The following is a 13,901-nucleotide window of genomic DNA, read 5'->3' as shown; positions in this document are numbered from 1 at the left end:
GTGCCTCCCCCTCCCTCAGTCCCCGAAGCTGATGCCCATGCTCTTGGCGAAGCGCACCAGCTCGCCGGATGGGTCCACCCGGCGCTCCTTGCGCGACTCGCTCAGCGGTACCGCGACAAGCTGTCCGGCGCGCAGGGCCACCATGTGGTCCCACTGTCCGTCACGCACCAGGTCCAGCACCCCACAACCATACCGCGTGGCCAGCACGCGGTCCGCCGCGCTCGGACTGCCTCCTCGCTGGAGATGGCCCAGCACATTCACGCGAATCTCCGCCTCGATGTGCTGCGCCAGCAGATCCGCGCACACCTTGCCGGAGCCGCCCAGCCTCACCACGCCTCTCCCGGGCATGTCCTCGGCCTTGTCCAGCACGGCCAGCGTGCCGCCCACGGGGAAGGCGCCCTCGGAGATGGCGATGATGGAGAAGCTGCGGCGGCGGGTGGCGCGGCGGCGGAGCTTCTCGACGATGGCCTCTACCCGGTACGGAATCTCCGGCAGCAGGATGACGTCCGCCCCGCCCGCGAGGCCGCTCTCCAGCGTCAGGAAGCCCGCATGGCGGCCCATGATCTCCACCAGCATGACGCGGTCATGCGCCTCGGCGGTGGAGTGCAGCCGGTCCAACGCCTCCGTGACGATGAGGCGCGCGGTGTCGAAGCCGAACGTCTGATCCGTCCCGCTCAAGTCGTTGTCGATGGTCTTCGGACAGCCGACCACCTTGAGTCCCTTCTCGCTCAGCCGGTGGCCAATCGACAGCGTGCCGTCGCCGCCCACCGCGACGACCCCGTCGAGCTTCAGCGCCTCGCAGCGGCGCAGCACCGCGTCCGACACGTCGCGCTCCACCCACCGCTCGCCCTCACGGAAGGCGTAGAGGAACGGGTTGGCGCGGTTGGACGTGCCGAGGATGGTGCCGCCCTTGGGGAGGATGCCTCGGGTGTCCTCCTCGGTGAGGGGACGCGTGAGGTCTGGCTCCACCAGCCCCATGTAGCCGTTCTCGATGCCCACGAACTCATGGCCGAACTCGTGCGTGCCCCGCTTGACGAGGCCACGGATGAGCGCGTTGAGCCCGGGGCAGTCTCCGCCACCGGTGAGGACTCCGAGTCTCAGGGAACGGGCCATAGAGGTCGGACGCGGGTGTCAGAGGGGGGGAGGCCCACCATGACAGCGACGTCGGACCTGATGATAGGAGGCCCCGGAGTCGGGGTGCAACGCGCGAATCAAATCAGAGGTCGGATTTCCGAGTGGAAACGCGAGCTTCCATCAGTCCCGCTTGAGGCGGCGACGCGAGGCGACCCGGTCCAGGAGCGCCTGGAGGCGGGGTTGCGGGGACTTGGGGAGCGCCTTGTCTGTCGGGGACTGTAGGGGCATCTCCCTCGCCATGTGGAAGATCTCCAGCAGTCGCTCCTTGAAGAGCTCGTTGTCCGGGCGCTCCTGGAGGGCGCGGCGGTAGGCGGCGGCGGCTCCCACGTAGTCCCCGAGGGCGAACAGGCGCTCACCCTCCTGGGCGGGTGAGGAGGGACCGAGCGGAACGTCCGGCTCCTCGGGCGGTCGGATGGCTTCCAACGTCTGGAGTTCCAGGGGGAGGAGGGACTCGCGCACGTTGGCGAGCTTGTCGGCGAGCGAGGCGTCTTCCGGGAAGGCGTGGGTGAGCGTCTCGTAGAGGTCGACCGCCTCGACGAGCTCGCCACGGCGCAGGGCTCGGTCGGCGCGTGTCTCCATCTCCACCCGGGCTGCAGGAGTCATCTGGGCGCGAGGTTACCCGCGCCGCTGGGGGATGTCACAACGAAGGCATGCGAGCGGTGACTTCGTCGCGCCCGGGCGCACGGGGTATCCGTGGGTTCGTCGTTTCTCGGGACCCATGGCCTGGCCTGCGGATGTGACGCGGGGGGCCTATGCTCGCTCGCGTGAATCTCGTGGGGATGGCTGGAGGCTGGTTGCTGTTGTCGGGCGCGCTCGGCTCCGAGCTGCGTCGGGACGGCTACGTGTTGAGGCCTCCCGAGAGCTTCCACATGGTGCGGTGGGAGCCGTACGCGGGCTCGGTGGCGGGGGCGGTGTCGCTGGATGCGGAGGCGACGCGGAGCCTGTCCGCGGCGCTGGCGGATGGAGAAGGGCCGGAGGCGGCGACGATGCTCGTCTCCGTGGTGGAGCGCAGTTTCTCCGCGAGCCCTTCGGAGCGGGATGACTTCGCGTCGGCGGTGATGCAGCACTTCCAGCGGGAGCTGGGCGTGACGCTGGCTCCGGAGCGCGTGGACCGGGTGGGGGGAGTCGTTCCCCGCGTGGAGGTGCTGGGCACGCTGAGGGATTCGGGACAGGTGCGCACGGTGCTGGTGGCGGGGCTCGCGTCCGAGGGCCGGCACGCGGTGGTGGTGGTGAGCGCGCCCGCGGTGCGCTGGGAGTCGCTGGCTCCGGGCGTGCGCGCGTCGCTGGACACGTTCCGGCTGGAAGCCACGACGGCCCCGGGCGTGGTGCCGCGCAGGGTGCTGGGCGCGCTCGCGGGAGCCCTGGCGGGTGCGCTGGTGGCGTCGTACGCGGCCTGGCGCCGGATGCGAGCGGGCCGGGGCGCCTCCGAGGCGTGAGGCGGCGCACCTCCGAGGCATGAGGCGGCCCACCTCCGAGGCATGAGGCGGCCCACCTCCGAGGCGTGAGTCGGCCCACCTTCGCGCGGCACCTCTTCAGCGGGGCGGAACCCGGACGCTGGCGGGCATGCCGCCGACAGGGCAGGTGGGGCAGCGAGCGCACGCGGGCCCCATGCCTGACGCGACGCTGTGCCCACGCGCGCGGCGCTGGGATAGCGTGCGCGCCATCCATGTTCGTCCTCTTCCTCGTCGCCGTGCTGGGGCAGGCGCCGTCGGTCGCTCCCTCGGAACCGGGTGTGCTGCCTCCCGCCCGAAGCGAACCCGACACCGCGCCCGCGCCCGCGCCCGAGTCTCCACCGGCCGTGCTGCCTCCGGCCACCCACGAGCTGTTCCAGCGCATCCAGAACCGCGTCGCCCAGGTGCGCATCATCGAGCGGCGCTCCGGCACGCGCTCGTCCATCGGCTCGGCCTTCTTCGTCTCGGCCACCGGGCACGCCATCACCAACTACCACGTGGTCTCCGACGTGGTGCTCCACCCGGAGGACTACACCGCGGAGCTCGTCCTGCGCACCGGCGGCGAGCCCGTGCCGGTGCGACTGGTGGACGTGGACGTCGTGCATGACCTGGCCGTCATCCAGATGGACGACGCGGTGAAGGAGTTCATCGCCCTGGAGGACCGCGAGCCGCCGCAGGGAGCGCGCCTGTACGCCATGGGCAATCCCCACGACCTGGGAACCACCATCGTCGAGGGCACCTACAACGGCTTCATCCAGGACTCGCTCTACGAGCGCATCCACTTCAGCGGCGCCATCAACCCCGGCATGAGCGGTGGGCCCACGCTCACGGGGCAGGGGCGCGTGGTGGGCGTCAACGTCGCCACCATGGGCAACCAGCTCGGCTTCCTCGTCCCGGTGAAGCACGCGAGCGCGCTCCTGACGCGGGCGATGGAGGCGAAGCAGGACGCCGCCGTCAGCCTCGTGGACCGCGTGCGCGCGCAGCTCCTGGAGAACCAGCAGCGCCTCACCGAGCAGCTGCTGGCGGCGCCGGTGCCGAAGCAGAAGCTGGGCGCCTACCAGGTCCCGGGCCGGTGGATTCCCTTCCTCAAGTGCTGGGGCGACACGCCGCATGATCCGGAGGCGCCCTACACGGTGACGAACTACCAGTGCTCCTCGGAGGAGGACATCTACCTGTCCTCGCATCACCGCACGGGCGTGGTGGCCTTCCTGCACCAGCAGGCCTCCAGCCAGAAGCTGGGCGCGCTGCGCTTCTCCTCGCTGTACAGCGCGCTGTACGCGCAGGACCCGGACACGGTGGAGGCCTCGCGCGAGGACGTCACCAACTTCCGCTGCGCCACGGAGTTCGTGGACGTGGAGGGCCTGCCCGTGCGCGCCGCGATGTGCCTGCGCGCCTACAAGCGCTTCCCGGGCCTCTATGACCTGGTGCTGCGCGCCGCCGCGCTCAACGCCAGCACCAGCGGCGTGGACACCAGCCTCACCCTGGGCGGCTTCACGGCGGACAACGCGCGCAAGCTGGCGCGCCGCTACCTGGAGGGGCTGTCATGGACGAAATGATCTTCCTGGAGGTGCTGGAAGGCGATTCCGTCCACGAGCGCCACCGCCTGGAGCGCTTCCCGGCGACGATTGGCCGGGCGTACTCGAACGACGTCATCCTCGACGACCCCAAGGTCTCCCCCGAGCACCTGCGAATCGAGCGGCGCGAGGACGGCGCGCTCGTGGTGCGCGACGTGGGCAGCCACAACGGCACCTGGCGCGTGGAGCCCTGGGCTCGGCTCGCCGAACTGGAGCTGGCGCCCGATACGCGCGTGGCCGTGGGGGACACGGTGCTGCGCTTCCGGCGCAGGGACCACGCGGTGCCCGGCACCGTCATCACCGCGGCCGTCGCCCCCAAGGAGCGCGTGTTCGAGCATGCCCGCGCCTTCCCGGTGGCGATGCTGGCGCTGCTCTTCGTCAGCTCGCTGGAGACGCACCTGGGCAACTACGGCCGCACGGACTGGGGCGAGCTGACCGTGGCGGTGGTGACGCCGCTCACCCTGACGCTGCTGTGGGCGGGCGGCTGGGCCGTCGCCAGTCGCATCTCCCGACGCAGGTTCCACTACCGCACGCACGCCACCATCGGCAGCCTGGTGCTGCTGGGCGCGGTGGCGCTGCCGCCGCTCATGTCGGCGCTGGGCTTCAGCCTGGGGTTGGGCTCGGGCCTGTCCTGGCTGTACCACGCGACGTTCCTCTTGCTCATGGGCTGGGGCCTGTTCTGGCACCTGCGCTACGTGGCGCGGTGGGAGCCCGGGCGACTGGTGCGGGTGCTCGCCGTGGTGACGCTGACCTTCGGCGCCCTGTCCCGCGCGAATGACCTGCTGGGCAACGAGCCCTTCAGCACCTCGCTGGACTTCCCGCGCACGCTGCTGCCGCCGGCGTTCCGCCTGGCCCGGGCCCAGCCCGTGGACTCCTTCTTCGAGGAGCTGGGAGGACTCCAGGAGCAGGTGGACGCGCTCGCGAAGGAGGAATAGCCCGCGAGGGCTCCGCGACGTCGCGGGTGGGATGGTGATGTCAGACCTGGAGGGTAGAACCCCTCCACGCGCGCGAGCACCCTCACAGGTGGCTCGCGGCGTGTGTCGCTGAGCGACCAGGAGGTCCAGGTGCGGGTGAGCGTGGCGCCGGAGCTGGCATCGTTTCGGGAAGTGTCGCGGGGGCTGTTGGCGCGGGGACTGCCTCCGGAGCGGGTGTCTTTCGAGGAAGCGCGGGGCCCGTGGGAGGGCCGGGTGGATGCGCTCCTGCGTGGCATGGCGCCTGGGGCGCTGCCGGTGGTGCCCCGGGACTTCCTGGGGCTCGCGGAGAAGGTGGTGTGTCACCGGGAGCCGGAGCGCTGGGCGCTTTTGTACCGCGTGCTCTGGCGGCTGACGCATGGAGAGCGGCGCCTGCTGGAGCGGGAGGTGGACCGGGACGTCCAGCGCCTGCGGCGGATGGAGCGCGCGGTGCGGCGGGACGTGCGGAGCCTCGTGATTCGCGTCCGCTTCCGGCCCGCGGTCTCCGACGGCGCGGAGCGGTATGTCGCCTGGTACCGGCCGGAGCACCTCGTCGTCCGGCTGGCGGCGCCCTTCCTCGTGGGGCGGTTCCCCACGCTGCGCTGGAGCCTCTTCACCCCGGACGCCAGCGCGCACTGGGACCTGGCGCGCCTGAGCTACGGCGCGGGACTGGCGTGGGAGGCGCCGCCACGCACCGGAGGCCCTACGCGGAGCCCGGGCGCGCCGCGCTTCCAGGCGCCTCCAGAGGAACGCCAGGCGGGCGCGCCGGTGATGATGGTGGGAGACGTGCCCGACACGCGAGAGGACGGGGACGTGCCGGGCTTCGCGGGGGCGGCGGGGCGGCTTCTGGAGGTGGTGCTCTCGCGTGCGGGGCTGAAGCCCAAGGACCTCCATGTCTCGCGGGGGCCCTGGTCCGGAGGGGACGCGGACGCTCCGGGCTGGCGGGAGGCGCAGGCGTTCCGCGAAGCGCTGGCGTTGGAGGTGGCCTCGGTGCGCCCGCTGCTGATGCTCGCGCTGGGCCCCGTCGCGGGGCAGGCCGTGCTGGGGCCGGGGTTCCGCCTCCACCTGAACCGGGGACAGTTCGTCCAGACGCCCTGGGCCCGCGGGGCCATGGCCACCTTCGCGCCCTCGGATGTCCTGCGCCGGACGGACCCTCGCGAGCGCGCGGAGCTGCGCATCCACTTCGAGGCGGACCTGCGCTCCGCGGCGCAGTGGCTCAGGTTGGCCGGGGCGCGCGGGTAACGCCCGGAGGCCCCGGACATATCGGCCCGTGGGGAGATGGTTGCTCCCTGGGCCGCGCTGTGCACCGGCTTGTCGCGACGGTGGTATTTTACGGGGAAGGCAAAGCCCACCAAGGGGACCACTGATGCGTCGCTCCACGCTGACCCTGTTGTTGCTCCTCTCCGCCGGGTGCGCGCGCTCCACCCTGGTGCGTCAGGGGCCTCCCGTCATCGTCGCCACGCCGGAGCTGGCGAAGCAGTCCGGCTTCGAGCCCTGGGCCATCTCCATGCCCTTCGGCCACGCGCAGGACGGCAGCGCGCTGGTGTTGAAGTTCCTGGAGCGCGCGGAGACGTCGGGGGCGCGCTACGTCAGCAACGTCCAGGTGGTGTTCATGGCGAACGACGCGGGCACGGAGCTGGAGTGCCGCACGCACCTGATGCCGGAGGGGAGCGTGCCTCCGTGGAAGGCCCTGGTCCGCACCGCCATGAAGGCGGGGGAGTACGCCCCGCTGCGGCTCGTCTTGCGCCCCGTGCCGGACATGATGACGGTGTGCCAGCAGGTCGTGGTGTCCCGAACGGTGGTGGAGGCCATCCGCGGAGGACTCCACGCCCCTCAGGGCGCCTTCGCGCTCAGCACCCAGACCTATACGACGTCGTCCCCTGAAACCCGCTGCGGGTCCATGCCGATGACGCGCATCCTCTCCCGCTATGCGTTCGAGGACGCCGTCAACTACGTGCCGCCGCGCATCGACCGGCTCGAGCAGGCCCGTCCGGAGCTGAAGCTCCAGGAGACCGAGGCCGAGTGCATGCCGAGAGACCCCCGCGCTCCGCGCACCAACCGCATCGAGGCGCTGGCCTATGGTGGCGCCGGTCCCCGGGCCGCCTTCCTGGAGCTGCCCATGCCCGCCCCGGCTCCGGCCCCGGTGGAGGCGCGCGAGCCCTCCAGCCAGGTGGACCTCTGAGGTCGACTCGGTTCCGCCGCGCGGCTCACATGCCGCGCAGCGCGTGGGGCAGGTAGGGCGCCTCCAGGGCCTGGAGCTCCTCGGGCTGGAGCTTGAGGTCCACCGCGCGCACGGCGTCCTCCAGGTGCTCCATCTTCGTGGCGCCGATGATGGGCGCCGTCACCACGGGCCGTGACAGCAGCCACGCCAGGGCCACCTGGGCGGCGGGCACGTTGCGCGCCTCGGCCACCCGCCTGGTGGCCTCCACCACGTCCCAGTCTCCTGGCTGGTCATACAGCACCGGCGCGTACGCATCCGTCTGCGCGCGCGGCGTCGCCTCCCGGTCTCCCAGCGACTTGCGCGTCCCTGACAGCAGCCCGCGCGCGAGCGGAGACCAGGGGATGACGCCAATGCCCTCCGCCTCGCACAGGGGCAGCATCTCCCGCTCCTCCTCGCGATAGACGAGGTTGTAGTGGTCCTGCATGGACACGAAGCGGGACCAGCCATTCAGGTCCGCCACGCCCAGCGCCCGCGCGAACTGCCACGCATACGTGGACGACGCGCCCAGGTAGCGCACCTTGCCCTGGCGGACGAGCTGCTCCAACGCGGACAGCGTCTCCTCCAGCGGCGTGTGCGGGTCCATCCGGTGAATCTGGTAGAGGTCGATGGTCTCCAGGCCCAGGCGCCTCAGGCTCGCCTCGCACGCCTGGATGATGTGCTTGCGGGACAGCCCTCGCATGTTGGGCCCGTCCCCCATGGGGAAGTACACCTTGGTGGCGACCACCACCTCTTCCATCCGCGCATAACGTCGCAGCGCGCGGCCCGTCACTTCTTCACTGACACCCAGCGAGTACATGTCCGCGGTGTCGAAGAAGTTGATGCCCATCTCCACCGCGCGGCGGAAGAACGGCTGCGAGGCTTCCTCATTGAGGACCCACGGGCGCCACGAAGGTGTGCCGTAGCTCATGCAGCCCAGGCACAGGCGTGAGACGCTCAGGCCGGTGCGGCCCAGTTGGGTGTACTTCATGGGAGAGGCTCCTCTCGTCGGGTGTCGCGCGGCACATCGCCACGACGGGACGTGAATATGCATCCGGCCAATACGGCTGTGCTGGGTCAATCTTGATGACGCGACTTTTCTGGATGCCCAGAATCCATTAAAAGTAGGGCGAATCCAGGGGGCGTCAGCTGATGCAGCAGGGACTTCGCCCCCGGGTTTACGGGACGCGTGTGTGCCGGGCTGAAACGGCTGCCGCCCCGCTGAAAAATCCCCCCCGGGACACTCGACATGCACCTGCCGACTCGCGCTGCCCCCGCCTCCGCATTCGTTCGTCCTGAAGGCGCCACCCTCGTCGACGTGTGCCGCTCACGGGCTGTGTCTCAGCCAACAGATTCCATCTTCACGTTCGTCGACGAAGAAGGGGAGCACACCGTCACCTATGCGGAGCTGGACGCCCAGGTGCGCGCGGTGGCGGCGCGGCTCCAGCAAGAGATGGCCCCGGGAGACCGGGCGTTGCTCATGTATTCACCGGGGCGTGAATACGTGGTGGGTTTCCTCGCGTGTCTGTATGCGGGCGTGGTGGCGGTGCCCGCGTATCCGCCGGATGTGCTGCGACTGGGGCGCACGCTGCCCCGGCTCCAGGCGCTGGTGGCGGACTGCGGCGCGCGCGTGGCGCTCACGACGTCCGGAATCTCGGAGCTGGTGGGGCCGCTCACCGAGGGACTGGAGGACCTGCGCGCGCTGCGCTGGTTGTCCACGGACACGGTGCCGCTGTCCGAGGCCGCGTCGTGGCGCGAGGCGGGCGTGCGCGACGACACGGTGGCGTTCCTCCAGTACACGTCGGGCTCCACCGGCTCGCCGCGCGGCGTGGTGCTGGCCCACCGGCAGTTGATGCACAACTGCGAGCTCATCTCCCGGAACTTCGACGCGAAGCCGAACCCCCGGTTCGTCTCGTGGCTGCCGCCGTACCATGACATGGGGCTCATCGGCGGCATCGTCCATCCGCTGTTCCGGGACATGCATGCGTCGCTGATGGCGCCGATGTTCTTCCTCCAGCGTCCTTTGCGGTGGCTGGACGTCATCTCGCGCCATGGCGGCACGGTGAGCGGAGGTCCCAACTTCGCGTTCGACCTGTGCGTGCGCAAGAGCACGCCAGAGGAGCGCGCCGCGCTGGACCTCAGTCGCTGGGAGGTGGCGTTCTGCGGCGCGGAGCCGGTGCGCGCGGAGACGATGGACCGCTTCGCCGAGGCCTTCGCGCCCGCGGGCTTCCGACGCCACGCGCTCTATCCCTGCTACGGGCTCGCGGAGGGGACGCTCATCGTCACGGGCCGCCAGCGCGTCGCGGCGCGGCCGGTGGAGCTGGTGGTGAAGCGCTTCTCGCGCGAGGGCCTGGAGCGGGGCGAGGCGCGAGCGCCTGGGAGTGCCGACGACGGAGCGGTGCTGGTGGGCAGTGGCGAGGTGCTGGGAGCGCAGGAGTTGCGCGTGGTGGACCCCCAGACGCGTGAGCCGAAGGCGCCAGGGCAGGTGGGCGAGCTGTGGGTGCGGGGGCCGAGCATCGCGGAGGGCTACTGGCAGCGTCCCGAGGAGACGGAGCGCGACTTTCAGGGCCGCCTCGCGGGGACGGGGGAGGGGCCCTTCTTGCGAACGGGAGACCTGGGCATCGTCGAGGACGGCGAGGTCTTCGTCACGGGCCGCTTGAAGGACGTGCTCATCCTGCGCGGGCGCAACCTCTATCCCCAGGACCTGGAGCTGACGGTGGAGCGCAGCCATCCGGCCCTGCGTCCGGGGTGTGGCGTCGCGTTCTCGGTGGAGGCGGAGGGCGAGGAGCGGCTCGTCATCGTCCAGGAGGTCTCCGGGAAGGCGGCGGAGGGAGGCGTCCTCGATGAGGCGCTCGCGCGCATCCGCGCCACGCTCGTCGAGGAGCACGGCGTGGCCGCGCACGCGGTGGTGCTCATCACGGCGGGGAGTCTGCCCAAGACGTCCAGCGGCAAGGTGCAGCGGCGCGTGACGAAGCAGGCGTTCGTCGCCGAGGACCTGGAGGTCGTGAGTGCGTGGAAGGAGAGCCGCGCGGACGTGCTCGCGAGGGACGAGGTGGCGACCGCGTCCGAGGCGCAGGCTTCCGGAGACGTGCTCTCGTGGCTCTCCAGCGAGGTGGCGCGGAGGCTCGGTGTCGCGGCGAGCACGCTGGATGCCGACGCGCCGCTCACCCAGTACGGGCTGGACTCGCTGCGTGGGCTGGATGTGATGCACGCGGTGCAGCAGACGTGGCGCGTGTCGCTGCCGCCCACATTGCTGCTCCAGGGGCCGAGTCTGCGCGACGTGGCCGCATGGGTGGAGCGCGTGCGTGGCGCGGGAGTGGAGCCCACGGAGGCCCTGGCCGACGCTCCGGCTGTCGGGGACGCGACGCCGCATCTCTCGGACGGACAGCGCGCGCTCTGGTTCCTCCAGCGACTGGCGCCTGGGAGCACCGCGTATCACATCGCGCGCGCGATGCGGCTGTCGCGGGACGTGGACCTGGACGTCCTCGCGCAGGCGTTCTCCGGACTCGTCACGCGCCATCCCGCGCTCGCGTGCGCGTTCCCCGAGGAGCGCGGTGAGCCGGTGCTCCGTCCCGCCGCCGCGCCCGTGCTGGAGCGCGAGTCCGCTCGGGAATGGACGGAGGCGGCCCTGCGCGAGCGACTGGACGCGGAGACGCACCGCCCCTTCGACCTGGAGCGCGGGCCGATGATGCGCATGCGGGTCTTCACCGACGTCGAGGGGGGCCCGGTGCTGCTGCTCGTCTTCCACCACCTCATCACCGACTTCTGGTCGCTGGAGGTGATGGCCGAGGAGCTGGGGCTCCTCTACACCGCCGGCCTCCAAGGTGTCCCCGCGGCGCTGCCGCCACCGCCGGCCCCTGTCGCCCCCATCCTCCGTGCACAGGAGGCACTCCATACGGGGGCGCGAGGCGATGGGCTTCAAGCGTGGTGGCGCGAGAAGCTGAGCGGCGAGCTGCCGGTGCTGGAGCTGCCCACCTCTGGCCCGCGGCCCCGGCTCCAGTCCTTCCGAGGCGCCGCCGTGCCCTTCCGGGTGGAGCCCGAGACGGCCACGCGCTTGCTGTCGCTGGCGAGCGCACGCGGCGCTACGCCGTTCATGGTGCTGCTGGCGGGCTACCTCGCCTTCCTGCGCCGCTACACCGGACACGAGGACCTGTTGGTGGGGACGCCGACTGCGGGCCGGGCTCGCGCGGACCTGGCGCGGCAGGTGGGCTACTTCGTCAACCCCGTGCCCCTTCGCGCCACCGTGACGAAGGGAATGTCGTTCTCCGCGCTGCTGGCCGAGGTGCGTGGCGTGGTGCTGGAGGCACTGGAGCACCAGGAGCTGCCCTTCGCTCGGCTCGTCGAGCGGCTCCAGCCTCGTCGAGATGCGTCGCGCGCCCCCGTGTTCCAGACGATGTTCGTGCTGCACTCGGGGCGTCCGGGGCGCGAAGCCCTCGCTCCCTTCGCGCTCGGAGGGGAGGGGACGCGGGTCCGACTGGGCGCGCTGGAGCTGGAGTCCTTCCCGCTTCAAAACCAGGCCGCGGCCTTCGACCTGACGTTGTCGATGGCGGAGTCGCGAGGAGGCTTCGCGGCGAGTCTGGAGTACTGCACGGACCTGTTCGACACGGACATCGCCCGGCGCATGGCCCGTCACCTGGCGGCCTTGCTGGACGCGGCATCGCGGACTCCCGATGTGCCCCTTTTGGACCTGCCCTTGCTCGACGAAGAAGAGCGGCGAGCGGCGCTGTCGGCGGGGCGCGGTCGCGCGACCTCCGAGGCCCTGGCGCTGACGGGGCTTCACGAGGCCTTCGAGTCCTGGGTGGCCAGGACGCCAGACGCAGAGGCGCTGGCGGCGGGCGCGTCGCGGTGGACGTACCGCGAGGTGAATGACTGGTCGAATCGGGTCGCGGCGAGACTGCGCCTTCAGGGTGTGGGCCCCGAGAGCCGGGTCGGCGTGCAGCTGGAGCGCGGAGGGCCCGAGGCGCTCATCGCCTTCCTGGCGGTGCTGAAGGCCGGTGGGACGGTGGTGCCGTTCGACCAGGGCTATCCGTCGGAGCGGGTCTCCTGGATGTTGAGTGATTCCGGCGCGCGCTGGCTGCTGGTCCAGGAGCGGCTCGCACGGCGGCTGACGCTGCCTCCGGAAGTGACGATGCTCCTCTGGGAGGAGCACGGTGCTCGCGACGCCCGAGACGGGGACTCGCCGGACGCGCCGCGCGCGCTGCCCTCATCGGACTGCACGGCGTACATCATCTACACCTCCGGCAGCACGGGCCGTCCGAAGGGAGTGATGGTGTCGCATCGCAGCGCCCTGCAGTTGGTCGCGACGATTCGACAGGGCTTCGCGTTGGGCCCCGGCGCGAGGGTGCTCCAGTTCGCCTCACCGGCCTTCGACGTCTCCGTCTGGGAATACATCCAGGGCCTGATGACGGGCGCGACGCTGGTCCTGCCTCCAGCGGGCGAGGTGCTGGCGGGTGAGGCGCTGCACCGCGTGCTGCGAGAGGAACGCATCCACCTGGTGACGCTCCCGCCCTCGGCCTGCACGTTGTTGCCGGACACGCCGCTTCCAGACCTGAAGACGCTCGTCTCCGCGGGTGAGCCCTGTCCGGAGGACCTGGTGTCCCGCTTCGCCCCTGGCAGGGTGATGCTGAACGCCTATGGCCCCACCGAAGTCACCGTCTGCTCGGCGTGGTCCACGTGTGTCGTGGGCACCGGGGCGCCGGACATCGGCCCGCCCTTGCCGCATGTCGAGGCCTACGTGCTCGACGAGTCCCTGCGGCCTGTTCCTCCTGGCGTAACGGGGGAGCTGTTCCTGGGAGGCCTGGCCGTCGCGCGCGGCTACGAAGGCCGCCCGGACCTGACCGCGGAGCGCTTCATCCCGGACCCGTATGGCTCCGTGCCAGGAGCGCGCCTGTATCGCACCGGAGACCTGGCGCGCTGGCGTCCGTCCGGCCACATCGACTTGCTGGGCCGGTTGGATGCACAGGTGAAGCTGCGCGGGTTCCGCATCGAGCCGGGCGAGGTGGAGGTGGCCCTGCGCGAACTGGCGGGGATGCGACAGGCCCACGTCCGGGTGTGGCGCCCGCAGGCGGGAGGAGAGCCTCGGCTGGTCGCGTACGTGGTGCCGCCCGAAGGCGGGATGCCGACTCCAGGCGAGGTGCGAGCGAGTCTCCGCGCGCGTCTGCCGGAGCACTTGATACCCGCGGACCTCGTCGCATTGGAGGCGCTGCCGTTGTTGTCCAGCGGCAAGGTGGACACGCGGGCCCTGCCGGCTCCGACGCGAGCGGATCCGTCCGAGGGCTCGCCGCGCACGCCCTTGGAGGAGACGCTGGTCCAGGCGTGGGCGGAGACGCTCGGGTATCCGACGGTGAGCGTGCATGCCCACTTCTTCGATGACCTGGGCGGCAGCTCGCTGTCGGCGGTGCGCGCGTGCGCCCGGCTGCGCGAGGTGCTTGGCCGGGATGTCCCCGTCACCCATTTCTTCGAGCACCCGACTGTCCACGCGCTGGCGCGGAGGCTGACCTCCGAGTCGGAGCCGGGGACGCAAAGTGTGAAGCACCAGGAGCGTGCGGAGGCCCGTCGTCAGGCCCTCCAGCGTCGCGGCGGAAGGAACAGCTGA

The 13,901-nt window shown here is 71.2% G+C and carries 9 protein-coding genes; 6 read left to right on the top strand and 3 right to left on the bottom strand.

All coding sequences use genetic code 11. The features are described from left to right. Positions 1-15: 15 nt before the first annotated feature. Together LZ199_RS14120 and LZ199_RS14115 are read right to left on the bottom strand one after the other, a co-directional pair. Positions 16-1,113: a 6-phosphofructokinase gene (locus LZ199_RS14120; RefSeq protein WP_253994209.1), complete on the bottom strand. Its 1,098-nt coding sequence runs from the start codon at positions 1,111-1,113 to the stop codon at positions 16-18. A 141-nt stretch (positions 1,114-1,254) separates the two neighbouring features. Further along, positions 1,255-1,737 (bottom strand): hypothetical protein, encoded by a 483-nt coding sequence (locus LZ199_RS14115; RefSeq protein WP_253994208.1) that lies wholly within the window; start codon positions 1,735-1,737, stop codon positions 1,255-1,257. 149 nt (positions 1,738-1,886) lie between these two features. On the opposite strand from LZ199_RS14115, the gene LZ199_RS14110 reads away from it, so the two are divergent. The 5 genes from LZ199_RS14110 (at position 1,887) to LZ199_RS14090 (ending at position 7,291) form a co-directional block, all read left to right on the top strand. Then, positions 1,887-2,570, top strand: a complete 684-nt coding sequence (locus tag LZ199_RS14110) for a hypothetical protein (RefSeq protein ID WP_256569105.1) — start codon at positions 1,887-1,889, stop codon at positions 2,568-2,570. Between the two features lie 230 nt (positions 2,571-2,800). Further along, positions 2,801-4,141: a S1C family serine protease gene (locus LZ199_RS14105; RefSeq protein ID WP_253994207.1), complete on the top strand. Its 1,341-nt coding sequence runs from the start codon at positions 2,801-2,803 to the stop codon at positions 4,139-4,141. Continuing rightward, positions 4,129-5,094, top strand: coding sequence for an FHA domain-containing protein (locus LZ199_RS14100; protein ID WP_253994206.1), 966 nt, complete (start codon positions 4,129-4,131; stop codon positions 5,092-5,094). The genes LZ199_RS14105 and LZ199_RS14100 overlap by 13 nt, the downstream gene beginning before the upstream one ends. Positions 5,095-5,196: 102 nt before the next feature. Further along, a complete protein-coding gene (locus LZ199_RS14095; RefSeq protein WP_253994205.1) occupies positions 5,197-6,351 on the top strand; it encodes a DUF4130 domain-containing protein in 1,155 nt (384 codons plus the stop codon). A 124-nt stretch (positions 6,352-6,475) separates the two neighbouring features. Next, complete coding sequence (locus tag LZ199_RS14090) at positions 6,476-7,291, top strand: hypothetical protein (RefSeq protein ID WP_253994204.1); 816 nt, start codon at positions 6,476-6,478, stop codon at positions 7,289-7,291. A 25-nt stretch (positions 7,292-7,316) separates the two neighbouring features. Here LZ199_RS14090 and LZ199_RS14085 read toward each other — a convergent pair whose 3' ends face one another. Further along, complete coding sequence (locus LZ199_RS14085; RefSeq protein ID WP_253994203.1) at positions 7,317-8,297, bottom strand: aldo/keto reductase; 981 nt, start codon at positions 8,295-8,297, stop codon at positions 7,317-7,319. A gap of 345 nt (positions 8,298-8,642) precedes the next feature. On the opposite strand from LZ199_RS14085, the gene LZ199_RS14080 reads away from it, so the two are divergent. Next, on the top strand, positions 8,643-13,901 hold the full coding sequence (locus LZ199_RS14080; RefSeq protein WP_253994202.1) for a non-ribosomal peptide synthetase: 5,259 nt from the start codon (positions 8,643-8,645) through the stop codon (positions 13,899-13,901).

The sequence above is a fragment of the Myxococcus qinghaiensis genome (assembly GCF_024198215.1).
GTDB lineage: Bacteria > Myxococcota > Myxococcia > Myxococcales > Myxococcaceae > Myxococcus > Myxococcus qinghaiensis.
Note: the sequence above shows the minus strand (reverse complement) of the source record. Positions and strands in the feature narration are given on the sequence as shown.